Raw genomic sequence first — 26,163 nt, 5'->3', positions numbered from 1 at the left:
AACCCCTTAATCTTTATGATTAAGGAGCTAAAAAAACGGGGGATGATATTATTGTGTACAAAAGAGAATCACTTTATACTAGAGCTACATAAAAAAATAATGGGTGATAATATGAAAAAATTTCAGTTTACAAAAATGCATGCACTTGGCAACAACTATATCTACGTAAATATGTTTGAAGAACATATAGAAGAGCAAGAGTTAGCACCGCTTGCTGTAAAAGTCTCAAATGTTCATACGGGAATTGGATCGGATGGAATGATTCTTATTTGTCCATCTGAACGTGCAGATGTGAAAATGCGCGTATTTAATAATGACGGCTCGGAAGCAAAAAACTGCGGAAACGGTTTAAGATGTGTAGCTAAATATGCATATGAACATAATTTAGTAACAAGCGAAAGATTTTTTATCGAAACGCTTTCTGGAGTTGTAGAAGCAACGGTGCATCCGCAGGGAAATGAAGTTCCAGAAGTGACAATCGATATGGGAGCACCTATTTTAGCTAGAGAACAAATTCCAATGACGGGAGCAAGCCAAGACCAAGTCGTTAATGAAGAGATGGAATTTGGAAAAGAACGGTTAAAAGGGACGGCTGTATCAATGGGAAATCCTCACGTTGTCTTTTACGTAAATAATATTGAACAAGCGCCTCTTACTACATTAGGGCCTGTGGTTGAAAAAGATTCGCGTTTTCCAGAAGGAGTGAACGTTGAATTTGTCGAGGTAGTGAACGAAAGAGAGCTGAATTTTCGTGTATGGGAAAGAGGTTCGGGTATCACTCAAGCATGTGGAACCGGAGCATGTGCTGCTGTTGTTTCGTCTGTATTAAATGAGAAGACGAAAAAAGATGTTCCTACTGTCGTACACCTCGCTGGAGGAGATTTAACGATTGTTTGGCAAAATAAAGGCAATGTATTAATGACAGGTCCAGCCAATGTGATTTGTGACGGCGCGTATTATTATTAAAAAATGAAGAAGCAGACGATTTGTCGTCGCAGACATTTCGTCGTATACTAAACAAAAAAGGAGGTCTGTTTAAAAATGAGTCAGGATATCCTAACAATTACAGAAGCTGCAAGCTTTCAAATAAAAGATATGATGAAAGAACATGAAGAAGAAAATGCTTATTTACGTGTTAATGTAAATGGAGGAGGCTGTTCAGGTCTTTCTTACGGCATGGGTTTTGCTCACGAAGTAAATGAAAACGATACGCTGTTTGAACAACATGGCATTAAGATTCTTGTAGATAGCGAAAGTGCTCCAATTTTAAAAGATGTAAAAATTGATTACAAGCAATCTATGCTAGGCGGAGGGTTTACAATTGATAACCCAAACGCCATTGCAGCATGCGGCTGCGGCTCTTCTTTCCGTACAGCAAGCAACGCAGGTGCTCCTGAAGAATGCTAAATATATTTTTATCAAGAAGCTTTCTTCACCTCACCTGGTGAAGAAAGCTTTTTTAGTGAGAAATTTTTGTATGTTACATCATCTGTCAAATATGTTGACTGAATAATCAGTCTTTTTTATACTCAATAAAAAAGAGGAGATGAACGGATTTGATAGATGCGCCTCGTTACGACGCGGAACAAGTAGGAGGTTACGGAAGTTTTCGCAAAAAAAATACCCTGCCTATTCTATGGAAGGGGTTTATAAACTGGTTAAAACTTGAAAGTAGCAAAATGGAGTCTAAGGATGTAAAAAGTATTCATTTTAGTGAATCGCATTTATTTGTTCAGCATTTGCCTTTTTCCTCAGGTGAAGCCTGTCATCAAAACTCGTCCTCTGCGCCTCTTAACCATTCTGAACCTTACATTCGCTATTATGAAAATGCTAACGCATCTCTGGCTGAAAGCTACGGAGCAGTTGAAGGAGAGCATATTCTGCTGATTGAACGTATTGCCGGTCAATCAGAGGTAGTAAAATATTTAAGCAAGCTCGAAGGTTTGAAGAACTACAGGATGAGCGTAACTAGTCAAGAAGGAAACCATTCCTTTTATGAAATCTGTTTAATAAGCAGTGATGCGGAAATGATGAGTGAAATCATTCATCGAATGGTTACACCAATCCAGCAATGAAAAAAAGCAGGCGAGAGCCTGCTTTTTTTATGAGAACATTGACGTACTGTGCATAGGCTGTAAGCGAGCCTTTGGATCAATGTATGCTTTAGCGTTATTAACGGCAGTGGGACCTTCGCCAAATCCTGCCACGATGAGTTTTACTTTTCCATCATATGTGCAGACATCACCTGCTGCATAGATGCCAGGAATGTTTGTTTCTTGCTTTGAGTTAACAACAATTGCATTTTTTTCTAAATCTAAGTCCCATTCTTTAATTGGACCTAGAGAAGAAACAAATCCAAAGTTTACAATAACATCATCTACGTCTACTACTGTCTTTTCTTCACCTTTTGTGTTTTCTAACACAACTTGTGTAATACGGTCATCTCCAACAAATTCAACCGGTACATACGGTGTTTTAATATCAACTGATGAATTATGCAAGTTTTCTACGCTGTGTTCATGAGCGCGGAACTTGTCTCGGCGATGCGTTAACGTTACTTTTTCTGCGATTGGCTCTAACATAAGAGACCAGTCTACAGCAGAATCCCCGCCCCCGCATACTAATACTTTGCGGCCTTTGAATTTATTCATATCATCCACAAAATAATGAAGGTTCGTTTGCTCGAACTGTTCTGCGTTTTCTAGCTCGATTTTACGGGGCTTAAATGCACCGTTTCCAGCCGTAATAATAATTGTTTTTGAATAGTGAACTTCAGAATTAGTAGTTAATCGAAATACGCCGTCCGCTTGTTTTTCTACCTTTTCTACGGCTTGCTCTAGTGCAACTGCAGGTTTAAATTGATCCATTTGCTCTTTTAGGTTATTGACTAATTCTTGAGCACGTACTTTTGGAAAACCAGCTACGTCATAGATATATTTTTCAGGATATAAAGCAGAAAGCTGTCCACCAAGCTGTGGTAAGCTTTCAATAATTTTTACGCTCGCTTGACGCATACCGCCATAAAATGCTGTAAATAAGCCTGTAGGGCCGCCTCCGATGATGGTAATATCATATACTTGTTTATCTTCTTTCATTTATAATCACCTCTAGATTGTTCTGTGCCAATGCATATTCTACTTTATGATAGCATAGTAAATTATAAAATATCATTAAAACACGCTGGAATGTTTGAGAAACTTTCTCAACTTAAAGAGCAGTATTTGTAATCATTAACATAAACACACGTTTTGGTCAAATATAAAACTGGGTATACAGGAAAGTAATTGAAAATTAAAAAGCTTGTAAATACAAAGTGAAGGGTTGAAAAACCGATTAAAAAAGCATAAGATGTTTGTGTAAATCAAGCTAGGACTTACGCTTACATTTTTTTTAAAAAGAAAAAATGTATTTTTTTAAAAAAGAACGTGAAGTGATTCACATTGTTTTTCTTATGTGAATAATAAATGGATAGCGATGATCGTTCTTGCTCAAACTAACATAAAAAAGCAAACTAAATAAAATTGCTCTTATCATTATATTTGTAAGACATACTTGTGACTATAACTAAAAAAGGTGGATGACATTCCTATGAAAAAGCCTAAAATCGTCATTTTGGGTGCCGGGTATGGCGGCATTATGACCATTGTTAATTTACAAAAGAAGCTAGGTGCTAGTGATGCGGAAATTGTTTTGGTAAATAAAAACGATTACCATTACGAAACGACATGGCTTCATGAAGTATCAGCAGGTACAATTCATCAAGATCGCTCTCGTGTTCCTGTTAAAAATTTAATTAACACAAATAAGGTTACATTTATCAAAGACACGGTCGTAGATATTAAGTTAGATGAAAAGCGTGTTCTTCTTGAAAACAGTGAGCTAACGTACGATTATTTAGTTGTTGCTTTAGGGTATGAAGCAGAAACTTTCGGAATTAAAGGTTTAAAAGAACATGCATTTACCATTACGAGCATTAATGCAGCACGTCAAATTCGTGAGCATATTGATTATGTGTTTGCGACGTACAACAATGAAGTAGAAAAAAGAGACGAACTTCTGACCATTATTGTTGGGGGTGCTGGCTTTACCGGCATTGAATTTGTGGGAGAATTAGCAAATCGAGTCCCTCAACTTTGCAAAGAGTTTGATATTCCGCGTGAAAAAGTACGCGTTATTTGTGTAGAAGCAGCGCCTACGGCTTTGCCAGGTTTTGATCCAGAACTTGTAGAATATGCGGTAACACAACTAGAACGAAAAGGAATCGAGTTCAAGATCGGAACAGCGATTAAAGAGTGTACAGAAGAAGGAATTGTTGTATCGAAAGATGACCAAGTAGAAGAAATCAAATCAGCAACAGTTGTATGGGCTGCGGGTGTTCGAGGCAGTCATGTGATTGAAAAAGCTGGATTTGAGAACATGCGCGGACGTGTAAAAGTAAGCAATAGCTTGCTGGCACCAGGGCATGAAGATGTGTTTGTTATTGGAGATTGTTCACTAATGATTAACCCTGAAACAGAACGTCCTTATCCGCCAACAGCTCAAATTGCTATGCAGCAAGGCGGTACCTGCGCTGAAAATATTAGCCGTTTGATGAAAGGTCAAAAAGAATTAAGCGAGTTCAAACCAGATATTAAAGGAACGGTATGTTCGTTAGGGCATGATGACGCAATTGGCGTTGTATACGGTCGGAAACTATTTGGTTCAAGCGCATCTTTTATGAAAAAAGTTGTTGATAATCGCTCGCTTTTCCTTCAAGGCGGAGCAGGTCTTGTATTGAAAAAAGGAAAATTTAATTTCTTTTAAAACAAAAAGCAAAAGGTCTTTAAGCCTTTTGCTTTTTTGGTATTAACTTACTTTTCTGTGATTGACGCCTTCATTACTCTTAAGTAAACTGAGAGTATAAAGAATAACGGAGGCGAAAAGCAATGGAAATGAGTGTGCCTGTACTAATTATCTCCATCTTGTTGTTTTTTGTTTTGTTTTTTGGAATCGGTTTCTTATTGAATATGCTGCTTCGCATGTCTTGGATTATGGCCATTATTTATCCCGTGATTTTTATTTTTATTATTGATGATGTAAGAGCGGTTGATTACATTCAACATCCCGCTCACTCCTTTCAGCAGCTAGGGACAAAAGTGCTATCTTTAGCCACAGCTGACATTGCGATTTTAATGGCTGGTTTTATAGGTGCACTAGCTTCAGGCATTACCATTAAATCTTTACGAACAAGAGGGTACCAAATGTTTTAAATGTAAATTCTTCTCGCAAACGAATAATTTGTTTTTATGTTGGAAACAAATAGATTCGTGAGAGGAGTTGTGGAAATCACAATGATTGGAAAAATAGCAAAGCGATTCATTATGTGCCTACTACTGGTCGGAGCGCTGTTTACAACATATGAAGCAATTACTGGCGTCCCAATAACCACAGTCATCAAATATATGCCTTTTATAAACAGTACAGGGCATCCTCTAATGAATGAAAGGCTCTTGCCATCATTTCTAAAACCACTAAGAGCTGAAGCGGCTAGCAATGACAAAGAGCGTCTGACGATTGAAGAAGCATTTGATTGGTCGCGTTATCCAACGAAGAATGTATTGGCTACGGGTTACACAGCTGGTTACGAATCAACTGGGAAAAATCCCAATCATCCAGGGTATGGTATTACATATTCGGGCGTTAAAGTAAAACGTGACTTGTATTCAACTATCGCTGCTGATTTAACCATATTTCCAATCGGCACGATCTTGTTTATTCCGGGCTATGGCTATGGAGTGGTAGCAGATAAAGGTGGGGCTATTAAAGGCAATCATCTTGATTTATATTTTGAGACTGTTTCCGATGTGTACAACATATGGGGTAAAAAAGAATTAAACGTCTATGTAGTGAAATCAGGGGACGGCCGCTTAACTGAAGAAGAGTTAACGATGCTGAATGAAAAGAAGTCGATGCAGGTTTTTCGCCAGCAGGTAAAATAAACGAGAAACACATGAAGAACTCTTCATGTGTTTTCTTATGTTTTATGGCCATACATAATACGTTACAAAAGCAACTGCTATCCCTGTTAAGGCTCCAAAGAAAACTTCGATAGGCTTATGTCCAAGCAGCTCTTTTAGCTTCACTTGTTTTTCGTCTTCTTCATTGGTCGTCCACAGCTTTGCCTCTTTTACCGCGCGCTGAAAGTCTTCAACTAAACGATTTAAAACCGTTGCTTGCTCTCCTGCGTGTCTTCTTACTCCTTTAGCATCGAACATGACAATAATGGCAAAAATAGCGGAGAGAGCAAAAATAGGGGATTTAAGACCTTCTGCTAGCCCAATGGCAGTGGCTAAGGAAGTTACTGCTGCGGAGTGAGAGCTTGGCATACCTCCCGTACTAAAAAATAAGCTGCCGTCTATTTTCTTAGTAGCTACAAAAGAAAGGGGAATCTTAATAAATTGAGCAAAGAAAATAGCGATTAATGAACTCCAAAGTGGAAAATTTGAGAATAACTCCATTGAGACGTCCTCCCTCAACTTAAAATGTCTGAAAAGCTAAACCCATATGATGAAAAAAGCGGTAGATGAAAGTATATGTGTGAAACTAAGGTTTTTGAACTGTGATTAAAAATTGTATTTCTGCTATCATATGTATATAGATGAAAACAGTGGTGAATATGATATATATTCCACTTGCTGAATAGATTAAACAAAGCAGATGATAAATAAAAATAAAATCTCTATACGTAAAAGGGAGGAATTTTATGTTTTCGCATGTAGAAACATTTGGTGTTGATCATCAAACAGAAGCGCTCGTAATTGGGTTATTTAATCAAAACCAACAGTTTGAAGGCCTTCTAAAAGAAATTGATGAAGCTTTAGGTGGACAGCTCATTCATTTGATTAAAGAAGGGGATATACGTGTACAAGAAAAACGTATATCAACGATTCATACACTAGGAAAATTAGGAGCAAAACGTCTTTATTTTGTAGGGCTCGGACGAAAGCAAGCGTTAACTAAAAATGGGCTCAAAGAGAGCTTTGGGCTGTTATTTAAAAAGTTAAAAGAAGCGAAGATTTCAAACGCATCGGTCGCCCTTTCTACATTTGATACAGGAGCGTGGTCAGAGCAAGAAACTGCAGCTTTATTAGGAGAAGCTCAACAGCTTGCTATGTACGAGTTTGAAAACTACAAAAAGAAATCAAACGAACCTGACAAGCAGCTGGAGAAAATTCAACTGTTTTCTTCTTATAAAGACGTTGTACAATCTGCTTTGGTTGGATATACGTATGGAAAAGCAACAAACTCAGCGCGCACCCTTGTTAACTTACCAAGCAATATGCTAACGGCTACAGATTTAGCTAATTATGCAGTAGAAATGGCACATACATATGGTTTTGAATATGAAATTTTAGAAAAAGAAGAGATGGAAACATTGGGAATGGGCGCACTGTTAGCAGTTAATCAAGGTTCCGCAGAGCCTCCTAAAATGATTGTGCTGAAATATCAAGGAAAAGAAAAATGGGAGGACGTTATTGGGTTAGTAGGAAAAGGGATTACCTTTGACACAGGTGGTTACTCTATTAAATCTAAAGACGGGATTGTAGGTATGAAAACAGATATGGGCGGAGCTGCATCTGTTCTTGGTGCAATGGAAGCGATTGGAGAATTAAAACCTCATCAAAACGTAGTAGCTGTCATTCCATCAACTGACAACGTTATTAGCGCGCGTGCTTTTAAGCCAGATGACGTAATTACAGCAATGAATGGAAAGACGATAGAAGTACTGAATACAGATGCTGAAGGGCGTTTAGCGTTAGCTGATGGTATCTCCTATGCCAAACATCACGGAGCAAATTATTTAGTAGACGTGGCGACATTAACGGGTGGTGTAATTGTAGCTCTTGGTACACATACAACGGGGGCAATGACGAATGATTCTGCTTTATTGCAGAAAATAGAAAAAGCGAGCATTGAGACAGGCGAACCGATTTGGGAGCTACCTATTACAGAACGAGACAAAAAGCGTGTTCGGGGAAGTAAGGTAGCAGATTTAAATAACTCTCCTGGACGAGAGGGACACGCAATTATGGCAGGAACCTTTATTGGTGAGTTTGCAGAGCAAACACCATGGGTTCACTTGGATATTGCTGGAACTGCAACATCCGCTGCTTCTCATGAGTTAGGACCTTCAGGTGCAACAGGCGTGATGGTGCGAACACTAGCTGCAATGGTTTGTTCATTTGAAGCCAATTAATGAAAAAAGTATAGCAGGGATAGAAAGAAACGTAAAAAGAAGCATCGATGATGCTTCTTTTTTAATATGTTTACATAATGTTTTTTCTTTTTAGTAAGAAAAGATTATTTAGAAAAATCCTTATATCGTTAAGGGTGTAGAGAAGTTAAACAAACGTTTATTTAGTAAGATGATTGACTTTTTTTCTATACCTAATATAATGAACATGTTGTTTATCTCTCTAATGTTTTAATGAGATAAAGTAAAAAGAAAAATGGAGGTTTCAAAATGAATGCAGTATTAATAGCTGTGCTCGTGATGCTGATTTTGAGCTTATTGCGTATCAACGTTGTCTTTTCTTTAGCAGTCGGAGCGTTAATTGGAGGACTTGTTGGCGGTATCAGCCTCACAGATACAGTAAGTATATACACAGATGGTCTTGGAAACAGTGCTTCTGTTGCATTAAGCTATGCTTTGCTTGGAGGATTTGCAATGGCTGTTTCGCGGACAGGGCTGCCTGATGCCGTTGTTCAACTAGCGTTAAAAATAGTAGGGAAAGAAGGAGAAACGAAAAAGAAGTCACTGTCAAAAGTACTGATCTTATTGATCATCCTTATTATTTCATGTTTTTCTCAAAACGTTATTCCGGTTCACATTGCATTTATTCCGCTTTTAATTCCACCTCTATTAAAAGTATTTAATCAGTTAAAAATCGATCGCCGATTAGTCGCAACCGTTATTACGTTTGGACTGGTTACACCTTATATGTATTTGCCGGCAGGATTCGGTAAGATTTATCACGATATTTTATTTACTAACATCAAAGAAAGTGGACTAACGATTGATAAAGGAGATATTACCGCAGCGATGGCTCTGCCAGCTTTAGGAATGATAGCGGGCTTATTGTTTGCTGTTTTTATTTCATACCGCAAACCACGTCGGTATGAAGACATTGACATTGATCAAGGTGCAGAAGAGAGTACAGGTTATACAACAAGAGGCATTATTATAGCTTTGGTTGCGATTGTAGCAGCTTTAACTGTGCAGCTCTTAGTGGATTCTATGATTTTTGGAGCGCTGGCAGGAATTGTTGTACTTTACTTCAGCGGAGCTTTGAAGTGGAGTGAAGCAGATCCAGTATTAACAAACGGAATGAGAATGATGGCTTTCATTGGATTCGTTATGCTGTCAGCCTCTGGTTTTGCAAAAGTTCTTCAAGAAACTGGAGATGTAGAAGCGCTTGTAAAAGATTCTGTTGCTCTTATTGGCGGAAACCAAATGCTGGGGGCATTTCTTATGCTTGTCATCGGGCTTTTAGTCACAATGGGCATTGGTTCTTCTTTCTCTACCATTCCAATTATCGCGACGATTTTTGTTCCTCTTTGCTTAGAACTTGGTATGAGTCCAATAGCGACGATTTGTATTGTTGGTACAGCAGGAGCGCTTGGAGACGCTGGTTCACCAGCTTCCGACAGTACGCTTGGACCCACATCTGGATTAGCAGTCGATCGTCAGCATGATCATATTTGGGATACGTGTGTACCAACTTTTCTTCACTATAACATTCCACTCATTATTTTTGGATGGATTGCCTCGGTTATCTTGTAAATAGAGGTCTATAATGAAAAAAGCAGCCGATCAAAACCGGCTGCTTTTTTCATGCTTGAGAAAGAGTAGAAGCAGTGCTGTCACAAGTTCCTAATGCTTGCTCTACAGCCTGAAGAGATTGTTCAATACGTTCACGATTTGAATCTTTCTCTACTGTTTGAAGAGCTTGTTCAAGGCTTGCTTTTGCCTGATTTAATGACGTACAAGAATCCTGCACGTAACCTCTAGCGTTTTTAGACATTCTTCTTCCTCCTAACTAACCAAAAATGAGAATCAATAAGTAGTATGAGTAATTTGCAGGGAATTATGAGGAGAAATAATAAAAAGGATTAACTCTTATGAAAGGAGTTAATCCTGTCAGCCTAACTGTTTAAATTGGTTGGAATGTAGAATTTCAAGCACTTTCTTATCAAGCTCCTTAATTTTCTTTACAGCCAAATTATATTCCATTTCACGGTAATGGTGTTTGCCGCCTGGCTCTTCATCAGCTTCATCAGCTAGTTTGACTACTTTTTGAAGAGGGCGTTGTTGAATGGTTCCTTCAGGCAAATATGAGTCTGTGTGTAGTAAAATAGCTAAGGCAATTTCTTTTGCTGCCTGAGGTTCCTCACCTAAACGAATGAGTAATTTATGTGCACGTTCAGCACCTTTAATAGCGTGAATATCATTTTGACGATACTTCTCATAATCCCACTGACCATTTGTGTACCATTCGTAGTGGCCAATATCATGAAGCAGCGCTGCTTTTGTAGCTAAATCGGGGTTTACATTATGCTGGACAGATAGACGAAAAGCATGATAGGCGACGGATACAGCATGCGCAACGCCAGATCGAGTTAAATATTTTTGAGCGATAGGATGCGTGAAAATTTCTACTAGTGTAACATGTCTCATCATGTCATCCCTCCTAAAGAAAAAATATATTTCCAAATACAATATCATATTTATTTCCTAAATACAATTATCGTGTAATTTGTTTTTACATCCAAAAATGGCATATATTATAATATTCGAAACAAAACAACATGTACATCTTTTTAAAAAGAAAATAAGACTTTTTTCCTTGTGTTTTACCATTTAATATTTAACGAAACGTGACAGCAGTTAAATTGGTTATCGGGATGAATAAACGTAATTTTAATATAGTCTGGCGTATAAAAAACATCAATTTTTGCCTTAACGCCCGTTGAAAGAATGAGTCTTTTTACTTCACTCATTTTAGATTCTTGAGCAGCAGCTTTTATTTTTTTTATTAAAGCTGGCGAAGTATTAGCTCTTTGAATAAATATGGTGGCGCTTTGCATGGTAGAGGGAATCACTTTAAGAGATTGCTGGAAAGTCGCTATGTCCGCCTCAGGTAAGCTAGGTACCCTGTATGTATAAGGGTGAGGCATGTAGTACGATGGCCAATAGTAAGACAAGGGAGCAAATGGTTTCATATAAGAATCCTCCTAAAAAACGGATTTTTATTATGTATATGTAGAGGGTTCGTATATGTTGTAGCAAAACCGTTATTGTATACTAGATACAAAGGGAGGTATGGATATGAAAACAAAAGATACGCTGTTAGAAGCATTAGGAATTGAGATTATTAGCGCAAGTGAACAGAGAGTGGAAGCGACGATGCCTGTTGATGAGCGAACGCGTCAGCCATTCGGGCTTTTGCACGGAGGAGCATCGGTGGCGTTAGCCGAAACTGTGGCTAGTCTAGGTGCTATTAAAAGTGTAGATATTGAAAAAGAAATCTGCGTGGGTTTAGAGATTAATGCCAATCATATCAAAGGGAAAAAAGACGGAATCGTTACAGCTATAGGCGTTCCTTTACATAAAGGAAAAAAAACAGCGGTTTGGGAAGTGAAAATTCAAGATGAAGAAGAGAATTTAATCTGTATATCCCGATGCACGCTTGCTATTCTGCCTAAAGCTTAAATATAAGAAAGGCTTAGTCTAAAAAGGTGTGAGGTATGCTTTTGGAGTCGGGAGGGAGCTGCCTCACACACTGAAGTGAGAGCTTAAAGAGAATTGGGAAGAGCGGATACATAAAAAAGTGAAAAAATAGGTAAAAAAAAGAAGCGAAATTATGTCTATTCGTGACAGTTACCCTGCGCATAGAGACATGCTCTAGAATATAGTAGTAGTAAAGTATTCTTTTTATTCAGCAACTAGAATATTCATAATATTAAAAATAAGAACAGAAAATAGACCTTCCGATTGTTCAATCGTGCTATAATAGCATTAATATAGTAGGGCGGTTTATTTTACAAAGGGGTGATAATATTGGATAAGAACTCTCAGTATTTATTCATTGATTTTGAATTTACAATGCCAGAGTATAAAGGTTTTCCAAAAGGCTTTTTTCCGGAAATCATTGAAGTTGGTTTGGTGTTTGTTAAAAATCAAGAAATCATTGATCGTTTCTCCTCTTACGTACAGCCTACACACTTTACAAAATTAACTGAGCGCTGTAAATCATTTCTCCATATCGAACAAAATCAAGTAAATGAAGGAATTACGCTAGAGCAGCTTGTACAGCGACTGGGCATGTATAAAAACAGCACGATTATTACATGGGGGAACATGGATATGAAAGTATTAAGGCAGTGCTGTCAAAAAAATAAGGTGCCGTTTCCTTTTACAGGTAAAGAAATTGATCTTTCGATGGAGTATAAGCGCTTTTTTGGAGATCAAAATCAAACCGGCCTTTGGAAAGCTGTGCAAGAGTATGGTAAAGAAGGAACTGGAAAGCACCACTGCGCGCTTGATGATGCGATGACTACACTCAACATCTTTAAGCTTGTAGAAAAAGATAAGAGGTACCTTCAAAAGCCGGAGCCAACGACCATAGGAGATCGAATCGATTTTTCAAAAGTATTAAATAAATTTGCATTATAAAAGCCAAATCACTTCTATGTGAATTTGGCTTTTTGCTTAATGAATACCGTACTCTTTTTTTAACTCTTCTAAACAGGAAATACTTGCTTGAGCAAAAGCGCTATCTTTGCCTTGTTGTTCAGCTATCTTTAATTCAAGGGCTTTTTTTAGTGAATGCTTATAATCAGGAACGCTGTCTTCATAGAGATGAACCATTTTTTGAGGAATGTTTGCCTGCTCTCGAAACGCAAGTGCTTTTCGCTCGTGAAAAAAAGGTACGTCCACTTGTCCAGGATTATGTAAGTCACCTTGTTCTGGGTGCTTCAACACAGCTTGAATTCGTACAACATAATGCAGATCTCGAACTTGTGTAATTTCACCGATGTATTTCCCGGTTTTATAAAGTGCCGTAACGGTTTGACCAATTGTAAATGTCATATTGCCAGATCTCCTTTAAGTAAAGTGTTTATTATAAACAGTATAAATCAAAACCCACTACCGTTTCTATGAAAGGATGTTGTACATGATGAATTTAATGTTTTTGCTTTATTTTCCGGAAGATAAAACAGAATATATTCCTGCTTTTGCTACAATGGCGATTTTTGTACTAGCAGCAGTTGCAGTCTGGCGGTTCATCATCAAGGTGTCTAAAAAAGAAGAAGAAAAAACGAAGGAATTAGAAGCAAAGCTGAAAGAACAAGAAAATAAGAAGTCACTCTAATGAAATGCAAATAAAATGTAAGCGTTTAAAATGATATGTTGCTGGACAATCTATGGAAAGACATCTAAAACTTTCGCTAGTGCATATGCGATTGGAGGGCAACATGAAAAAACTACTACTCATTGGAACCGTACCTTTTTTCTTGTTAACGGGGTGTATGGAAAAAGAAATATCCAATAAAGAAGTCAAAGTCTATAACGCAGATGGAGATAGCATCGGTACAGTAAAGTTGAAAGAGCAGGCTGATGGAATTGAGTTTACTTACGATTTAAGCGGACTTCCACCTGGGGAACACGGCGTACATATTCATGAAATGGGAATTTGCAAAGCTCCTAACTTTAAAAGTGCAGGAAATCACCTTGATCCTGATAAAAAGAAACACGGACTGTTAAATCCAAAAGGACCGCATTTAGGCGATATGAAAAATATTGTGGTAGAAGACGATCAGACGTATAAAGGAACGGATATGGTTCCTCAAGTCACGTTAAAAGAAGGAAAGACATCTCTCGTTAAGCGTATGGATGGTTCCTCCCTTGTTATTACCGAACAAGGTGATGACGGAATGACAGAGCCATCAGGTAATTCTGGAAAGCGAATCGCGTGTGGAATTATTTCAAAAAAACATTAAAAACAGCGTTCTTTCGTGAGAAAGAACGCTGTTTTTTACGTTAAAGCTATTTTTAAGCGATTTAATCCTTCTTGAAGTTGTTCATGTGAACAGCCAATGTTCAAGCGGATAAAACCTTTTCCATATGTGGAGCTGTATTTTTCGCCTTTTTCTACGGCGATTTTGCCTTTTTTTAATAAGCGTTCATGTAATTCTTCTTCAGATAAGTGCAGCTTGTTGCAGTCAATCCATAGTAAATAAGTTCCTTCTGGCTGAACCACTCGCAGTTCAGGCAAGTTTTCACTTATAAAATGCGTCACGAGATCTACATTTTTCTTCAGGTACACAAGCAGTGCTTCTAGCCATTCTCCACCTTCGCTGTAAGCTGCTTCTAATCCAATGATTCCAAATGTGTTTAAATTAGAAAACCCTTGCTTTTGCTGCTGCTGAACATACTGTGTGCGCAGTTTCTCATTTGGAATAATAACAGCTGAAGCCTGAAGTCCCGGTATATTAAATGTTTTGCTAGGGGCTATACACGTAATGGTTCGATTGGCTGCATCTTCACTCACCATGCTGATGGGAATATGTTTATAAGGCTGGTAAATTAGATCAGAATGGATTTCATCTGAAACAATTAATACATTGTATTTTTCACAAAGATCAGCAAGTTTCTTCAGTTCTTCTTTTGTCCACACGCGTCCTACTGGATTATGAGGGCTGCAAAGAATCATTAATTTTACGCCTTCTGCAAATTTTTTCTCTAAATCTGCAAAATCAATTTCGTATTTATCGCCTGCAAGTTTCAACGGATTTTCAATAACTTCTCGATCATTTACCTTTATCATGTTAAAAAATGGAGTATAGACGGGAGGCTGAATTAAAATTGAATCTCTGGGTTCCGTAAATGCTTGAATAGCCATACTCAGGGCAAACACAACTCCTGGACTGTATGTAATCCATTCATGATCAATGGTCCACTGATGCTTTTTTTCTACCCAAGATGATAAAGCATTCGCCGTAGATTCAGTAGGGGAAGTGTAGCCGAAAATACCGTGTTTGACACGCTCATTAATGGTTTGAAGAACATTAGGCGGCGCTTGGAAATCCATATCAGCTACCCAAAAAGGCAGAACATCTTTTGCTCCAAAAACAAGATCAGTTTTGTCCCACTTTACGGACTGCGTACCTGTACGGTTAATTAATTGATCAAAAGAATAAGTAGACAATAAAAGTACCCCCTTTTTAATACAATAGTTTGATTATTTTTAATACGTTTGTCAACGAAGTTAACTCGTGAAGTTAATAAAGAAAGTGGAAAATTGTTGAAGCACCACTAATAAATTTTTTATTAAAGTTAGCGCTTCTTGTGACATATACGAACTCGCCCCATCATTATTGAGACAGGGCTTGTTCATCGTACAAGAAATCGACCATATGAGACTGCACAATGTCGGGACACTCTTCTGGTAAAAGGTGTCCAATTTCCTTTAAAGAGATAAAGGTAGAGTCTGTTAAATCATCTTTTAACTTACGTCCGAGATGTAAAGGGACAACTCGGTCTTCTTCTCCCCAAATGAGTAAACTTGGTTTTTTTATGTGCTGCAAATCCTTTGAGGATAGGTCTCCTTCTCGATCACGAATCATTCTTGTTAAAGCCATAAACGTACGGTCATCCAAAAATGGTTCAGTATAGCCATCAATCATTTCTTCGTCGATTAACTGATGATCAAATACGACATTTTGCAAGTTGCCTAATACACCTTTGCGAGACAGCCACGTTTTTACCCACAGATAAAAGAATGGAACATAAGAAGACATGACCAACCCATAATGTGAAGGGCCTAAATAAGCTGAGCTGCACAGAAGAACAAGTTTTGATACGCAAGAAGGCTTTAATTTTGCTACGTTTAAACAAACCTGTCCTCCCATTGAGTGTCCCGATAGTACAACATCTTTCAAGTTTAAATATTCAATCAACTCGATGACAATTTTGGCTAAGTTTTTATACGAGTATTGAAAGGTTAACGATTTTTCACTTCGCCCAAATGGCGGAAGATCCAGCGTAATGATAGAAAACGTATCTTCAAATAAAGGAATTAAACGCCGAAAGCTAAAACTGGATGATAAAAAGCCGTGAATAAATACAATAGCTGGTTTATCAGGGTGATAGTTATGACATTCGTAGTAAACATTGACTCCATTAAAAGTACGCTGGTGGCAAGTAATTTTAGATTCAGTCAATTTGTTTCACTCCATCTTTTTCTTTCTAGTCTGTCCTAATTTCCAGCAATCTATAAAATGAAACTCAATTACCGGTATAGATTTCACATTAAAGATATGTTTAAATTTGATATAATGGAAAAAGTGAAAAAATTTAATCGGTGTAGGAGGGGAACGCGGTGTTCTTAGAAGAAAAAGAGTTAGAAATTTTAGAAATTCTAGAAAAAAATAGCCGTATTTCAATAGATAGTATTTCAAAAATGGTGGATTTAACGTTTGACGAAACCTCTAATATTGTTAAAAAGCTAGAGAGAGAAAAAGTAATTGTGCAATATTCAGCTGATATTAACTGGAGACGAGTAGATGGACATGAGGGCGTCACCGCTATGATAGATGTAAAAGTTGCACCAAAGCGAGGAGTAGGCTTTGATGAGATTGCGGAGCGCATCTATCGTTTTCAAGAAGTGAAATCCGTGTACCTAATGTCAGGAGCATATGATTTGTCTGTTATTATTGAAGAAAAATCAATGTCTGAAGTAGCATTTTTTGTTTCTGAAAAGCTTTCTACGCTAGACTCTGTTTTATCTACGACGACTCACTTTATCATGAAAAAATACAAGCACGATGGTACCATCTACGACCAAGGCGATGAAGATCGCAGAATCGTGGTGTCTCCGTAATGAAAGAGCGCTTGTCAACAACTGTACAACAGCTGAAACCTTCAGGTATTCGCCGCTTTTTTGATTTAGCAGCAAGTATGGATAACGTCATTTCTCTTGGAGTAGGTGAACCTGATTTTGTCACATCTTGGGCTGTTCGAGAAGCGAGTATTTTATCGTTGGAAAGAGGGTATACCTCTTATACGGCAAATGCGGGGCTTTTAGAGCTCCGCTTTGAAATTATGAAGTATATGAAAAGAAATTTTAACGTCTCGTATGATTATAAAGATGATATTATCGTGACCGTTGGAGGAAGTCAGGCTTTAGACATTACAATGAGGGCTTTGATTAACCCTGAAGATGAGATTATTGTCGTGGAGCCAAACTTTGTGTCTTACAGCCCGTTAATTTCACTAGCAGGAGGAGTTCCTGTGGCAATTGAAACAACGGCAGAAACAGAGTTTAAACTGCAGCCTAGACAGATTGAAGAAGTCATTACAAGCAACACGAAAGCTCTTCTTTTATGCTCTCCTAATAATCCAACAGGAAGTTCACTATCTAAAGAAGAGCTGCAGGCTATTGCGGATATTGTAATCAAGCATGACTTGCTTGTTATCACGGATGAAATATATGCAGAATTAACATATGATGAAGAATTTACATCTATTGCTTCTTTAGAAGGAATGAAAGAACGAACTATTATTATTTCTGGCTTTTCTAAAGGGTTTGCTATGACTGGATGGCGTCTTGGGTACATATGTGCACCAACTGAGATTGCGAAAGCAATGCTGAAAATTCATCAGTATACAATGATGTGTGCGCCTACCATGGCACAATATGGAGCAATTGAAGCACTACAAAACGGGCAGCATGACGTAGAAGAGATGAGAAAAAGCTATCGCAGAAGACGGAACTACATGGTGAAGTCATTAAATCAAATTGGTCTGGAATGCCATTCTCCCGGAGGAGCGTTTTATGTGTTCCCCTCTGTCAAGAAAACGGGATTGTCATCGGAAGAATTCGCTGAGCAGCTTTTGCTTGAAGAGCGAGTAGCTGTGGTGCCAGGCAATGTATTTGGAAAAGGCGGAGAGGGACATATTCGCTGTTCATACGCCTCTTCAATGGAATCATTAGAAGAATCCATAAAACGGATTAGCCGTTTTGTTGAAAATAAGTTATAATAAAAATAAGATATTATGTCATATCGTATAGACGGTTTGATATAATATCTTTTTTGCTATGATGAAATGTAGTGTTAGTTTATATTTGTGACGAAATTGGTAAATAATAAATATAGTATAACTACTTTTTGATTCAATCTATGAACTGTGCTATAATTTTAAATTGGCTATAGTGATGAAAATAATAAGGTATCTAGGAGTGTTTATATGTCAAAATTTGAAATCGGTACTGTTACAAAAGGTAAAGTAACAGGAATTCAACCATACGGTGCATTCGTTGCATTAAATGAAGAAACTCAAGGATTAGTTCATATCTCAGAAGTAAAACATGGCTTCGTTAAAGATATTAACGAACATTTATCAGTAGGAGACGAAGTAAACGTTAAAGTTTTATCTGTTGATGAGTCAACTGGTAAAATTGGTTTATCTATTCGTGCAACTGAGCCAGCTCCAGAAAAAACTGAAGCTTCTGCACCTAAAAAACCTGCTAAAAAGCGTCAAGGTCAAGCAACAGTTCATACTGAATCTACTCAAGGATTCAACACATTAAAAGAAAAATTAGAAGAGTGGATTGAGCAATCAAACCGCGAAGATCTAATTAAGAAATAAGAAAAAAAGAAGGATAGCTGAGCTATCCTTCTTTTTTAATGTTCCGTTCTAGGTGCTGTACGCTCTACTTCAGCAGAAGGTTTAAATAATAGACCTAGGTTAATCAGTCCTGCGATTCCAACCAATCCATAAATAATGCGGGAGAAAGCAGATGTTTGACCGCCGAAGATTGCTGCTACTAAATCAAATTGAAAAAAGCCAATAAGTCCCCAGTTAATTGCTCCAATAATCGTTAATACGAGCGCAATACGTTGAATACCACTCATGATGAACCCTCCTTGTTTTGTAGTTCACTTATTAGCCTGCTTTTTTTAGAGGGAAATATGCATATTTGCTTTTGGAAGATACAGACAAATAAACGTTCATTTGGGCGGGGTGAGCATCTAGCCAACAGGGAATAATCTTTAGGAAGTCAATTTTCTTTACAATCAAAAAGTTGTTCTTCATAATGATGCATGTAATCAAGCTCGTAAGGAGGAGTTTATAGTGAACAATTTTACATTTTATAACCCTACAAAATTAATTTTTGGTAAAGGTCAATTAGAGCAATTAAAAACAGAAGCAAGTCGCTTTGGTAAAAAGATATTATTAGTATACGGCGGAGGAAGCGTAAAACGCAGCGGTTTATACGATCAAGTAATGGATGTACTGAATGACATGAATGCAGAGGTACATGAGTTAGCGGGAGTAGAGCCGAATCCTCGTCTGACAACTGTTCGAAAAGGAATCGATATTTGTAAAGAAAACGGTATTGAATTTTTACTTGCAGTAGGTGGAGGAAGCGTAATCGATTGTACAAAAGCAATCGCAGCAGGCGCAAAATATGATGGAGACGTATGGGACATCATTAACCGCGACGTATTCGCAGCTGAAGCTCTTCCATTTGGAACAGTGCTAACATTAGCGGCAACAGGTTCAGAAATGAATGCTGGTTCTGTTATTACAAATTGGGAAACACAAGAAAAATACGGCTGGGGCAGCCCGGCAACATTCCCTCAATTCTCTATTTTAGATCCCGTTAATACATTTACTGTACCAAAAAATCAAACAGTTTATGGCATGGTCGACATGATGAGCCACGTATTTGAACAGTATTTCCATGCTGCAACAAATACGCCGCTTCAAGATCGCATGTGTGAAGGAGTACTGCAAACGGTTATTGAAACGGGACCAAAATTATTAAACGACTTAGAGAACTACGAGTTACGTGAAACGATTTTATACAATGGGACAATCGCATTAAACGGTATGTTACAAATGGGACACCAAGGCGATTGGGCTACTCATAATATTGAGCATGCGGTATCAGCTGTATATGACATTCCTCATGCGGGTGGACTCGCAATTTTATTCCCGAACTGGATGAAACACGTAATGGATGAGAACGTAGATCGCTTCAAGCAAGTAGCTGTACGCGTATTTAACGTAGATACGGAAGGCAAGACGGATAAAGAAGTAGCACTTGAAGGTGTTGATAAGCTTCGTGAATTCTGGTCAAGCCTAGGTGCACCAACTCGCTTAGCAGATTATAATATTGGTGAAGACAAATTAGATCTTATGGCTGATCGTGCGATGGCTAAAGGTGAATTTGGTAAATTTAAAAAATTAAACAAAGAAGATGTACTAGCAATCCTACGCGCTTCTTTATAAGATTTTCGATAAAAAACGCCGTGCAAACCGCACGGCGTTTTTTTCTATTCATGATGGGTAAGCTTTTTCTGCTGTTTGGTTTTCAAATCATCCCGAACGGTTTTATCAGAAAGGGGAACTCTGCTGTAATAAGCCGCTCTTCCTAGTAAATGTCCAGCAATAGGAGAGGTGATAAACACAAAGACAATCGCTAAAATTAACCGTGCACTAATATGGCCAGTGTCAATCCAAAAGTAGAGTAAGCAGCCCACTAATATAAATAGGACGCCTAAGGTAGCACTTTTGGAGGCAGCGTGACTTCTTGTATACGTATCAGGCAAGCGAATAAGCCCAATCATGGTCACAACTGTCAGAAGAGACCCTATTAGTACCAAAGCTCCTACAATGATTTCACTGATCACGTTCATATTCAATCACTTCTCCTTTCTCTAAAAACTTAGAAAAAGCAACGGTACCTACAAAGGCTATGATGCCTAGCAGTAAAATGACTTCGAAAAAAGCCTGGGTTCGAAAGATAATCGAGATGATGGCCGTGATAGCAATGATGTTAATTCCAATAGCATCAAGGGCCATTGCTCGATCAGCGGTTGACGGACCTTTTACCACTCGGTAAACAAACCCAATAGTTGAAGCAGAAATGAGAATGAGCGAAACGTTTAAAAAAATATCGAGCATTTAACGACTCACCTCCATAATAGCTTTTTCGAATGTTTGCTGAATATCTGTAATAATGTCATCAATATCGTCTGTATTGATTGCATGAATATAGATAGTAGAATTATCATCTGATACATCCATTACCAGTGTGCCTGGCGTTAGCGTAATTAAAAGAGAAAGAATGGTAATTTCCCATTCACTCTCCAGACGGGTTGGCATTGCAAAGATGGCTGGCTGAATATTTAATTTAGGGCGCAATACGTCTTTAGTAACTGCAATATTGGCTTTGAATAATTCTCGTATGAAAATAAACAGCAGCTTAATGATCGCATACACTTTATGCAAGTAAAAACGTCTGTGAAAAAAACGGCGGAAAACAAACAGCAGTACCGCTCCCCAGAAAAATCCTATAATAAAAGAAGGTAGTGTCCAAATCCCTCTCAAAAACATCCATGTGAATGCAATGATTACGTTTAATAATAGTTGAAATGACATGCAGATCTACTCCTTTAACACCGATTGGATATAAATTGAAGGATCCATAAGCGTTTGAGCGGCTGTCGACACATAAGGAATAACAGCTTCTGCACCTAGTCCTAAAAAGACAGAAACAGCAAGTAAGATAGCGGATGGGTATAGAATACCTTTAAGAGATACTTTTTTATGCTCAGAAGAAAGCGTAGGTTCACCCCAGAAGCAGCTCATGAAAATCTTAATGGCAGAATATAAAACGAGCAGGCTTGAAGCTAGTAAAACTCCTACAAACGTGTAGCTCTCTGATTCTAAACCGCCTTGAACTAAAAGGAATTTTCCAATAAAGCCGCTTAGGGGAGGAATTCCTGCCAACGAAATAGTAGCGATAAAAAACATCCAGCCAAGCAGCGGATAGTCTTTAATTAACCCGCCCATTTTCTTTAATTTTGTTGTTCCAGTTATTCGAATGATGCTTCCAGCAAGAAGGAAGAGAGCTGCTTTAATAATCATGTCGTGAATTAAATAATAGATGGCTCCTTCAAAACCTGCTTTTGTTGTTAAAGTTACACCGTAGACAATGACTCCGACAGCAATAATAATGTTATAAATTAAAATTTTATTCACATCTGAATAAGCAATGGCGCCTACTGCACCAACAACGATAGTCAAAAGCGCAACGTAACCGATAATTTGATGAGTGAATTCAGGATGGTGATAAAACAGTAAAGTGAAAGTCCTGAAAATAGAGTAAACTCCTACTTTTGTTAGCAACGCACCAAATAATCCGATAATAACGGGTGGAGGTGCACTGTACGAACCTGGAAGCCAGAAATACATTGGAAATAAAGCTGCTTTTAATGCAAATACAATAAATAAAAGCATGCCAATGGTTGTTAAAATTCCCGGCTGGTTAGCCTCTGCAATTCGTTGCGAAAGGTCTGCCATGTTGAGAGTTCCTGTTACGGCGTACAAATAAGCAACAGCAATTACAAACAAAGCGGATGAAATGACATTGACTAAAATATACTTAAGAGACTCTCGAAGCTGTGCTTTTGTACCCCCAATTACAATAAGAGCGTATGAAGACATAAGCATGACTTCAAAAAAGACAAATAAGTTAAAGATATCACCTGTCAAGAAGGCGCCAAATACGCCTACTAATAAAAACTGCACAAATGAATAAAAGTAAAAGCGTTCACGTCTCTCGCCAATTGTATGAAAAGCAAAAAGAACGCAGCATAGTGTTACGATACTAGCAGTAAGTACGAGAAGGGAAGCGAACATGTCCGCTACTAGAATAATTCCAAAAGGAGGTTTCCAGTTCCCTAGCTCGTGAGTTAAAACTCCTTTTGATTGAACCAACTGTACTAAATAGGCAGCAAAAGCAGTGGTGGTGATTAATGATAAAACACTGATTATCCTTTGAAGTTTAATATTGTCTTTGAAAAAAATGAGCACAACACCTACAACAAACGGGATAAGCAGTGGGATGATTACAAAATTACTCGTCATGTTCATTTCCCCTTAACTTGTCCATATCGTCTGTTCCGAGTTCTTGGTAAGCCCTGTACGCTAGTACAAGGAAAAAAGAAGTGACGCCAAAGCTTATGACAATGGCAGTTAAAATTAGAGCTTGAGGTAAAGGATCTGTATAAGAAGAAGCCTTTTCTCCCAGAAGGGGAACACTCCCCCCTTTTAATCCGCCCATCGTTAAAATTAACAAGTGAACACCGTGGCTTAATAAGCCTGTTCCAATAATAATTCGCAGTAAACTGCGGGATAACATGAGATATACAGCGGCAGTGAATAGAATCCCTGCCACTATGGACATTAATATTTCCACTATTCACTCTCTCCAATCGTTTGAATAATGGTCATCGTAACACCAACAACTACTAGATATACACCTAGATCAAACAGTACAACGGTAGCTAAAGATGTTTTCCCGAGAAGGGGAAGGTTAAAGTAGCTATATGTGTGAGTTAGAAATGGGACTTTGAAAATAAATGACCCAAGCCCGGTTAAAATAGCTAGCAGCAGTCCGGAAGCCGCGACCTTCTTATAATCAAATGGGATGACTTTCGATACGGTTTTTATATCGAAAGCCAGCAGTAGTAATACAAGAGCTGCTGAGGTAGTAAGTCCTCCAACAAACCCTCCCCCCGGTGTATAATGACCTGCAAAGAAAAGATGAATGGCAAAAATGATAATAATAAACGTGACTACTTTCGTTGTGGTTTGTAGTATCAAATCATTTTTTTTCACTCTTCTTCCTCCTTTGTTAACCGAAGACGAATCATGCCATAGATAGCAAGAGCTGCTATACAAAGTACGGTAATTTCAAATAATGTATCAAATCCGCGGAAGTCAACAAGGATTACGTTCACCATGTTTTCGCCGCCTGCTTTTTCATAGCTGTTTTCAATAAAGTAATGTGAAATCGATTCAAATAGTTTCGTACTGTTTGCTGATATGCCAAGCAGTGTAACAGTCGTTCCGACAAGAAGAGCAACCAGTAAGTTTGGCAGCTGAAACTTCACCCTTACTTTTCGCTTCCGAAACTCGGGCAAGTAGTAGAAACATAGTAAAAATAGGGATACGGATACAGTTTCAATCACTAATTGAGTCAAAGCTAAGTCAGGAGCTCGGAATAATACGAAAAATAAAGAGAGCGTATACCCGACAACTCCTAGAGAAATAATGGCTGTGAGGCGTGATTTTGCTAATAAAGTTGTAATAGTAGCTGCAACCATTACGACTGCTAATATGGCCTCATAAACGCCTATAGAAGCAGTATCTTTTAAATCAATCGCAAAGGCATTCTGAGAAAAGAGCGTCACGAGAAGTAAAATGCCTATGAAAGTAAAAATGATTAAAAGATAGTCTCTAATAAATCCTGTCATTAATGTTTTCATGATACGTGTTGACCCTTTTTCCATCCCTTTAATTCCATAATTATAGCCGTTATTAAGCGTTAAAGAAGAAGGGAATCGTGGGTAGATTTTTAACCACTTTTGAATCGTCATAAATAACAAAACACCAAATATGATGACCCCTAGCGTCATAAATAATTCTGGCGTAAAGCCGTGCCAAAATTTAATATGCACTTGATATTCTTTACCTTCAGCTAGCAGGCTAGGTGCGATAGAGGCCATTGTTGGCTCAATAAGGGTTGATTCTAATAAGTTAGGAGCAAAGCCGAAAATAATAACCAGTGATGCTAAAATAACAGGTGAAATAAGCATGCCTACTGGTGCTTCATGCGGCTTCTTCTCTAGTTTTTCGGGCTGGTATTTGCCTGTAAAGGTTTTAAAGACAAAAATCATACTATAGACGAAAGTGAAAATACTTCCTAACCAAGCGATGACAGGCAGCAAAATTCCCCACGTCTGCATGCTATACATATCCATTTTTGTCACGTTTACCATACCTGTAAAAAACATCTCTTTACTTAAGAATCCATTAAAAGGAGGAAGACCCGCCATTGAAAATCCCCCGATGATAGCAATGGTAAATGTCACAGGCATGAAGCTCATTAACCCGCCTAACTTTCTAATGTCACGCGTGCCTGTTTCATGATCGACAATCCCTACTACCATAAACAAACTGCCTTTGAAGGTAGCGTGGTTAATCAAATGGAAAACCGCTGCAGTAAGAGCTACTAAGTAGATATTATCGTCTAAAAAATCATAGTGAAGAGCTGCGCTACCTACTCCTATAAGTGACATAATCATCCCGAGCTGACTAATGGTTGAAAAAGCTAAAATCCCTTTCAGATCTTGCTGCTTTACTGCTGAAAATGAGCCCCAAAACAGTGTAATTAGTCCTGTAATTGAAATAGCAAAAAACCAAGTGGCGCTTATAGCAAAAACAGGGCTGAGTCTTGCTAAAAGATAAATTCCCGCTTTTACCATTGTGGCTGAATGAAGGTATGCACTCACTGGGGTTGGAGCTTCCATTGCATCTGGCAGCCAAATATGAAAAGGAAACTGAGCAGATTTTGTAAAGGCCCCTAATAAAATGAGGACTAGAGCTGGAATGAATAGATGACTTGATGTGACTACATCTACGTTTGAGATAATTTCGCGTATGCTGAAAGTACCTGTCATGACGTATAAAAGCATAATTCCTGCTAATAGGGAAAGTCCTCCGAATACGGTAATAAGCATAGATTTTAAGGCTCCGTATTGAGATTTCTCCCGTTTGTACCAATAACCAATCAATAAAAAAGATGAAAGGCTTGTTAATTCCCAAAAGCTATACAGGCTCATTAGATTGTCTGATAATACAACTCCTAGCATAGACCCCATAAAAAGAAGCAAATAGACATAAAACGAATGCAGCGCTTCTTTTGTCTTAGAAAGATAATAAATGGAGTAAAGAATAACAAGTGTCCCAATTCCGGTGATTAACAGAGAGAATAGAAGACCGAGTCCATCCACGTAAGCATCAAAGTTAATACCCAGACTAGGTATCCATTTCATTGAATGTAGGTAGTTTTCCCCTTTAGAAACACCACTGATATATTGTGTGAAATAAATGAACAACACAAGTGGAAGAGGCAAAACGAACCACCCTGTATGAATACGCTGGAATTTCCTATACAGAAGCGGGACAAAAAAGGCTAATAAAAAAGGCGATAAAATCACCAAGTGCAACCACGACAAAAGACAAACCTCCTTGTGATA

General features: G+C 38.1%; 32 protein-coding genes. 16 read left to right on the top strand and 16 right to left on the bottom strand.

The genetic code is table 11. The features are described 5' to 3' along the window. Positions 1–111 precede the first annotated feature (111 nt). From dapF to AC0C45_RS22280, 3 genes are all read left to right on the top strand, one after another. On the top strand, positions 112–966 hold the full coding sequence (gene dapF / locus AC0C45_RS22290; protein ID WP_026106717.1) for a diaminopimelate epimerase: 855 nt from the start codon (positions 112–114) through the stop codon (positions 964–966). Between the two features lie 75 nt (positions 967–1,041). Then, positions 1,042–1,407 carry a HesB/IscA family protein gene (locus AC0C45_RS22285; protein WP_013059620.1) on the top strand — a complete coding sequence of 122 codons (366 nt, stop codon included), beginning with the start codon at positions 1,042–1,044 and terminating at the stop codon, positions 1,405–1,407. 149 nt (positions 1,408–1,556) lie between these two features. Beyond that, the gene (locus tag AC0C45_RS22280) at positions 1,557–2,075 is read left to right on the top strand and encodes a hypothetical protein (protein WP_472928824.1); all 519 of its coding nucleotides are present in this window, start codon (positions 1,557–1,559) and stop codon (positions 2,073–2,075) included. Between the two features lie 27 nt (positions 2,076–2,102). Here AC0C45_RS22280 and AC0C45_RS22275 read toward each other — a convergent pair whose 3' ends face one another. Then, positions 2,103–3,095, bottom strand: coding sequence for an NAD(P)/FAD-dependent oxidoreductase (locus AC0C45_RS22275; protein WP_013085323.1), 993 nt, complete (start codon positions 3,093–3,095; stop codon positions 2,103–2,105). Positions 3,096–3,588: 493 nt separating this feature from the next. Between AC0C45_RS22275 and AC0C45_RS22270 the strand changes: the two genes are divergently transcribed. The 3 genes from AC0C45_RS22270 (at position 3,589) to AC0C45_RS22260 (ending at position 5,978) form a co-directional block, all read left to right on the top strand. Next, entirely contained in the window at positions 3,589–4,803 is a 1,215-nt protein-coding gene (locus tag AC0C45_RS22270) for an NAD(P)/FAD-dependent oxidoreductase (protein ID WP_013085322.1), read from the top strand. A gap of 122 nt (positions 4,804–4,925) precedes the next feature. Then, positions 4,926–5,249: a YuiB family protein gene (locus AC0C45_RS22265; RefSeq protein ID WP_013059616.1), complete on the top strand. Its 324-nt coding sequence runs from the start codon at positions 4,926–4,928 to the stop codon at positions 5,247–5,249. An 81-nt stretch (positions 5,250–5,330) separates the two neighbouring features. After that, a complete protein-coding gene (locus tag AC0C45_RS22260) occupies positions 5,331–5,978 on the top strand; it encodes a 3D domain-containing protein (protein WP_013085320.1) in 648 nt (215 codons plus the stop codon). A gap of 42 nt (positions 5,979–6,020) precedes the next feature. Here the strand turns inward: AC0C45_RS22260 and AC0C45_RS22255 are convergent, their stop codons facing one another. Continuing rightward, positions 6,021–6,497, bottom strand: a complete 477-nt coding sequence (locus AC0C45_RS22255; protein ID WP_013085319.1) for a divergent PAP2 family protein — start codon at positions 6,495–6,497, stop codon at positions 6,021–6,023. A gap of 245 nt (positions 6,498–6,742) precedes the next feature. Between AC0C45_RS22255 and AC0C45_RS22250 the strand changes: the two genes are divergently transcribed. Together AC0C45_RS22250 and AC0C45_RS22245 are read left to right on the top strand one after the other, a co-directional pair. After that, complete coding sequence (locus AC0C45_RS22250) at positions 6,743–8,236, top strand: leucyl aminopeptidase (RefSeq protein ID WP_047931097.1); 1,494 nt, start codon at positions 6,743–6,745, stop codon at positions 8,234–8,236. A gap of 267 nt (positions 8,237–8,503) precedes the next feature. Beyond that, complete coding sequence (locus AC0C45_RS22245; protein WP_016765810.1) at positions 8,504–9,823, top strand: Na+/H+ antiporter family protein; 1,320 nt, start codon at positions 8,504–8,506, stop codon at positions 9,821–9,823. Positions 9,824–9,872: 49 nt separating this feature from the next. Here the strand turns inward: AC0C45_RS22245 and AC0C45_RS22240 are convergent, their stop codons facing one another. The 3 genes from AC0C45_RS22240 to AC0C45_RS22230 all read right to left on the bottom strand — a co-directional run bounded on the left by AC0C45_RS22240 (position 9,873) and on the right by AC0C45_RS22230 (position 11,262). Continuing rightward, positions 9,873–10,064 carry a hypothetical protein gene (locus AC0C45_RS22240; protein ID WP_016765809.1) on the bottom strand — a complete coding sequence of 64 codons (192 nt, stop codon included), beginning with the start codon at positions 10,062–10,064 and terminating at the stop codon, positions 9,873–9,875. Positions 10,065–10,180: 116 nt separating this feature from the next. Further along, positions 10,181–10,717 carry an HD domain-containing protein gene (locus AC0C45_RS22235; RefSeq protein WP_016765808.1) on the bottom strand — a complete coding sequence of 179 codons (537 nt, stop codon included), beginning with the start codon at positions 10,715–10,717 and terminating at the stop codon, positions 10,181–10,183. 176 nt (positions 10,718–10,893) lie between these two features. Next, a complete protein-coding gene (locus tag AC0C45_RS22230) occupies positions 10,894–11,262 on the bottom strand; it encodes a YuzC family spore coat inner layer protein (RefSeq protein WP_016765807.1) in 369 nt (122 codons plus the stop codon). A 106-nt stretch (positions 11,263–11,368) separates the two neighbouring features. Between AC0C45_RS22230 and AC0C45_RS22225 the strand changes: the two genes are divergently transcribed. Together AC0C45_RS22225 and kapD are read left to right on the top strand one after the other, a co-directional pair. Beyond that, positions 11,369–11,752 carry a hotdog fold thioesterase gene (locus tag AC0C45_RS22225; protein WP_013085313.1) on the top strand — a complete coding sequence of 128 codons (384 nt, stop codon included), beginning with the start codon at positions 11,369–11,371 and terminating at the stop codon, positions 11,750–11,752. A gap of 348 nt (positions 11,753–12,100) precedes the next feature. After that, positions 12,101–12,715 carry a 3'-5' exonuclease KapD gene (kapD, locus tag AC0C45_RS22220; RefSeq protein WP_013085312.1) on the top strand — a complete coding sequence of 205 codons (615 nt, stop codon included), beginning with the start codon at positions 12,101–12,103 and terminating at the stop codon, positions 12,713–12,715. Positions 12,716–12,751: 36 nt separating this feature from the next. On the opposite strand, the gene kapB is transcribed toward kapD, so the two are convergent. Then, positions 12,752–13,132, bottom strand: a complete 381-nt coding sequence (gene kapB, locus AC0C45_RS22215; RefSeq protein WP_016765806.1) for a kinase-associated lipoprotein KapB — start codon at positions 13,130–13,132, stop codon at positions 12,752–12,754. Between the two features lie 85 nt (positions 13,133–13,217). Here kapB and AC0C45_RS22210 point away from each other — a divergent pair, with 85 nt between their 5' ends. Both AC0C45_RS22210 and AC0C45_RS22205 read left to right on the top strand, forming a co-directional pair. Continuing rightward, a complete protein-coding gene (locus AC0C45_RS22210; protein WP_034648533.1) occupies positions 13,218–13,415 on the top strand; it encodes a hypothetical protein in 198 nt (65 codons plus the stop codon). Positions 13,416–13,518: 103 nt separating this feature from the next. Further along, complete coding sequence (locus AC0C45_RS22205; protein WP_013085309.1) at positions 13,519–14,043, top strand: superoxide dismutase family protein; 525 nt, start codon at positions 13,519–13,521, stop codon at positions 14,041–14,043. Positions 14,044–14,078: 35 nt separating this feature from the next. Here the strand turns inward: AC0C45_RS22205 and AC0C45_RS22200 are convergent, their stop codons facing one another. Together AC0C45_RS22200 and AC0C45_RS22195 are read right to left on the bottom strand one after the other, a co-directional pair. Continuing rightward, on the bottom strand, positions 14,079–15,251 hold the full coding sequence (locus tag AC0C45_RS22200) for a MalY/PatB family protein (protein WP_472928818.1): 1,173 nt from the start codon (positions 15,249–15,251) through the stop codon (positions 14,079–14,081). Positions 15,252–15,417: 166 nt separating this feature from the next. Further along, positions 15,418–16,266: an alpha/beta fold hydrolase gene (locus tag AC0C45_RS22195; RefSeq protein ID WP_013085307.1), complete on the bottom strand. Its 849-nt coding sequence runs from the start codon at positions 16,264–16,266 to the stop codon at positions 15,418–15,420. A 158-nt stretch (positions 16,267–16,424) separates the two neighbouring features. Between AC0C45_RS22195 and AC0C45_RS22190 the strand changes: the two genes are divergently transcribed. From AC0C45_RS22190 to yugI, 3 genes are all read left to right on the top strand, one after another. Then, entirely contained in the window at positions 16,425–16,925 is a 501-nt protein-coding gene (locus tag AC0C45_RS22190; RefSeq protein ID WP_013085306.1) for an Lrp/AsnC family transcriptional regulator, read from the top strand. After that, positions 16,925–18,085 (top strand): aminotransferase, encoded by a 1,161-nt coding sequence (locus tag AC0C45_RS22185; protein WP_016765803.1) that lies wholly within the window; start codon positions 16,925–16,927, stop codon positions 18,083–18,085. Before AC0C45_RS22190 ends, AC0C45_RS22185 begins: the two co-directional genes overlap by 1 nt. A gap of 207 nt (positions 18,086–18,292) precedes the next feature. Then, a complete protein-coding gene (yugI, locus tag AC0C45_RS22180; protein ID WP_013059599.1) occupies positions 18,293–18,694 on the top strand; it encodes a S1 domain-containing post-transcriptional regulator GSP13 in 402 nt (133 codons plus the stop codon). Positions 18,695–18,729: 35 nt separating this feature from the next. Here the strand turns inward: yugI and AC0C45_RS22175 are convergent, their stop codons facing one another. Then, complete coding sequence (locus AC0C45_RS22175; protein ID WP_047931093.1) at positions 18,730–18,960, bottom strand: DUF378 domain-containing protein; 231 nt, start codon at positions 18,958–18,960, stop codon at positions 18,730–18,732. A gap of 220 nt (positions 18,961–19,180) precedes the next feature. Here AC0C45_RS22175 and AC0C45_RS22170 point away from each other — a divergent pair, with 220 nt between their 5' ends. Continuing rightward, positions 19,181–20,344 carry an iron-containing alcohol dehydrogenase gene (locus AC0C45_RS22170; protein ID WP_165635030.1) on the top strand — a complete coding sequence of 388 codons (1,164 nt, stop codon included), beginning with the start codon at positions 19,181–19,183 and terminating at the stop codon, positions 20,342–20,344. Between the two features lie 44 nt (positions 20,345–20,388). Here AC0C45_RS22170 and mnhG read toward each other — a convergent pair whose 3' ends face one another. Genes mnhG through AC0C45_RS22135 form a run of 7 tightly spaced genes read right to left on the bottom strand, consistent with a single transcriptional unit; the run spans position 20,389 to position 26,142 of the window. Further along, positions 20,389–20,751 carry a monovalent cation/H(+) antiporter subunit G gene (gene mnhG / locus AC0C45_RS22165; protein WP_016765801.1) on the bottom strand — a complete coding sequence of 121 codons (363 nt, stop codon included), beginning with the start codon at positions 20,749–20,751 and terminating at the stop codon, positions 20,389–20,391. Next, positions 20,735–21,019, bottom strand: a complete 285-nt coding sequence (locus tag AC0C45_RS22160; RefSeq protein ID WP_013059595.1) for a Na(+)/H(+) antiporter subunit F1 — start codon at positions 21,017–21,019, stop codon at positions 20,735–20,737. Before AC0C45_RS22160 ends, mnhG begins: the two co-directional genes overlap by 17 nt. Continuing rightward, positions 21,020–21,496, bottom strand: a complete 477-nt coding sequence (locus AC0C45_RS22155; protein WP_013059594.1) for a Na+/H+ antiporter subunit E — start codon at positions 21,494–21,496, stop codon at positions 21,020–21,022. A gap of 6 nt (positions 21,497–21,502) precedes the next feature. Continuing rightward, positions 21,503–22,987 (bottom strand): Na+/H+ antiporter subunit D, encoded by a 1,485-nt coding sequence (locus AC0C45_RS22150; protein ID WP_047931090.1) that lies wholly within the window; start codon positions 22,985–22,987, stop codon positions 21,503–21,505. After that, positions 22,977–23,318, bottom strand: coding sequence for a Na(+)/H(+) antiporter subunit C (locus AC0C45_RS22145; RefSeq protein ID WP_013059592.1), 342 nt, complete (start codon positions 23,316–23,318; stop codon positions 22,977–22,979). The genes AC0C45_RS22150 and AC0C45_RS22145 overlap by 11 nt, the downstream gene beginning before the upstream one ends. Next, on the bottom strand, positions 23,318–23,740 hold the full coding sequence (locus tag AC0C45_RS22140) for a Na(+)/H(+) antiporter subunit B (protein ID WP_013085301.1): 423 nt from the start codon (positions 23,738–23,740) through the stop codon (positions 23,318–23,320). Before AC0C45_RS22140 ends, AC0C45_RS22145 begins: the two co-directional genes overlap by 1 nt. After that, complete coding sequence (locus AC0C45_RS22135; protein WP_472928813.1) at positions 23,737–26,142, bottom strand: Na+/H+ antiporter subunit A; 2,406 nt, start codon at positions 26,140–26,142, stop codon at positions 23,737–23,739. The genes AC0C45_RS22140 and AC0C45_RS22135 overlap by 4 nt, the downstream gene beginning before the upstream one ends. Positions 26,143–26,163 lie beyond the last annotated feature (21 nt).

The organism is Priestia sp. VA7 (assembly GCF_055710015.1).
This window is presented reverse-complemented; position numbering and strand designations above follow the sequence as displayed.

Excerpts from the sequence above, each read along its gene's own strand:
- dapF (WP_026106717.1), top strand. The coding sequence starts at position 112 with ATGAAAAAATTTCAGTTTACAAAAATGCATGCACTTGGCAACAACTAT.
- AC0C45_RS22285 (WP_013059620.1), top strand. The coding sequence starts at position 1,042 with ATGAGTCAGGATATCCTAACAATTACAGAAGCTGCAAGCTTTCAAATA.
- AC0C45_RS22275 (WP_013085323.1), bottom strand. The coding sequence starts at position 3,095 with ATGAAAGAAGATAAACAAGTATATGATATTACCATCATCGGAGGCGGC.
- AC0C45_RS22270 (WP_013085322.1), top strand. The coding sequence starts at position 3,589 with ATGAAAAAGCCTAAAATCGTCATTTTGGGTGCCGGGTATGGCGGCATT.
- AC0C45_RS22265 (WP_013059616.1), top strand. The coding sequence starts at position 4,926 with ATGGAAATGAGTGTGCCTGTACTAATTATCTCCATCTTGTTGTTTTTT.
- AC0C45_RS22260 (WP_013085320.1), top strand. The coding sequence starts at position 5,331 with ATGATTGGAAAAATAGCAAAGCGATTCATTATGTGCCTACTACTGGTC.
- AC0C45_RS22255 (WP_013085319.1), bottom strand. The coding sequence starts at position 6,497 with ATGGAGTTATTCTCAAATTTTCCACTTTGGAGTTCATTAATCGCTATT.
- AC0C45_RS22250 (WP_047931097.1), top strand. The coding sequence starts at position 6,743 with ATGTTTTCGCATGTAGAAACATTTGGTGTTGATCATCAAACAGAAGCG.
- AC0C45_RS22245 (WP_016765810.1), top strand. The coding sequence starts at position 8,504 with ATGAATGCAGTATTAATAGCTGTGCTCGTGATGCTGATTTTGAGCTTA.
- AC0C45_RS22240 (WP_016765809.1), bottom strand. The coding sequence starts at position 10,064 with ATGTCTAAAAACGCTAGAGGTTACGTGCAGGATTCTTGTACGTCATTA.
- AC0C45_RS22235 (WP_016765808.1), bottom strand. The coding sequence starts at position 10,717 with ATGAGACATGTTACACTAGTAGAAATTTTCACGCATCCTATCGCTCAA.
- AC0C45_RS22230 (WP_016765807.1), bottom strand. The coding sequence starts at position 11,262 with ATGAAACCATTTGCTCCCTTGTCTTACTATTGGCCATCGTACTACATG.
- AC0C45_RS22225 (WP_013085313.1), top strand. The coding sequence starts at position 11,369 with ATGAAAACAAAAGATACGCTGTTAGAAGCATTAGGAATTGAGATTATT.
- kapB (WP_016765806.1), bottom strand. The coding sequence starts at position 13,132 with ATGACATTTACAATTGGTCAAACCGTTACGGCACTTTATAAAACCGGG.
- AC0C45_RS22210 (WP_034648533.1), top strand. The coding sequence starts at position 13,218 with ATGATGAATTTAATGTTTTTGCTTTATTTTCCGGAAGATAAAACAGAA.
- AC0C45_RS22205 (WP_013085309.1), top strand. The coding sequence starts at position 13,519 with ATGAAAAAACTACTACTCATTGGAACCGTACCTTTTTTCTTGTTAACG.
- AC0C45_RS22185 (WP_016765803.1), top strand. The coding sequence starts at position 16,925 with ATGAAAGAGCGCTTGTCAACAACTGTACAACAGCTGAAACCTTCAGGT.
- yugI (WP_013059599.1), top strand. The coding sequence starts at position 18,293 with ATGTCAAAATTTGAAATCGGTACTGTTACAAAAGGTAAAGTAACAGGA.
- AC0C45_RS22175 (WP_047931093.1), bottom strand. The coding sequence starts at position 18,960 with ATGAGTGGTATTCAACGTATTGCGCTCGTATTAACGATTATTGGAGCA.
- mnhG (WP_016765801.1), bottom strand. The coding sequence starts at position 20,751 with ATGAACGTGATCAGTGAAATCATTGTAGGAGCTTTGGTACTAATAGGG.
- AC0C45_RS22160 (WP_013059595.1), bottom strand. The coding sequence starts at position 21,019 with ATGCTCGATATTTTTTTAAACGTTTCGCTCATTCTCATTTCTGCTTCA.
- AC0C45_RS22155 (WP_013059594.1), bottom strand. The coding sequence starts at position 21,496 with ATGTCATTTCAACTATTATTAAACGTAATCATTGCATTCACATGGATG.
- AC0C45_RS22150 (WP_047931090.1), bottom strand. The coding sequence starts at position 22,987 with ATGACGAGTAATTTTGTAATCATCCCACTGCTTATCCCGTTTGTTGTA.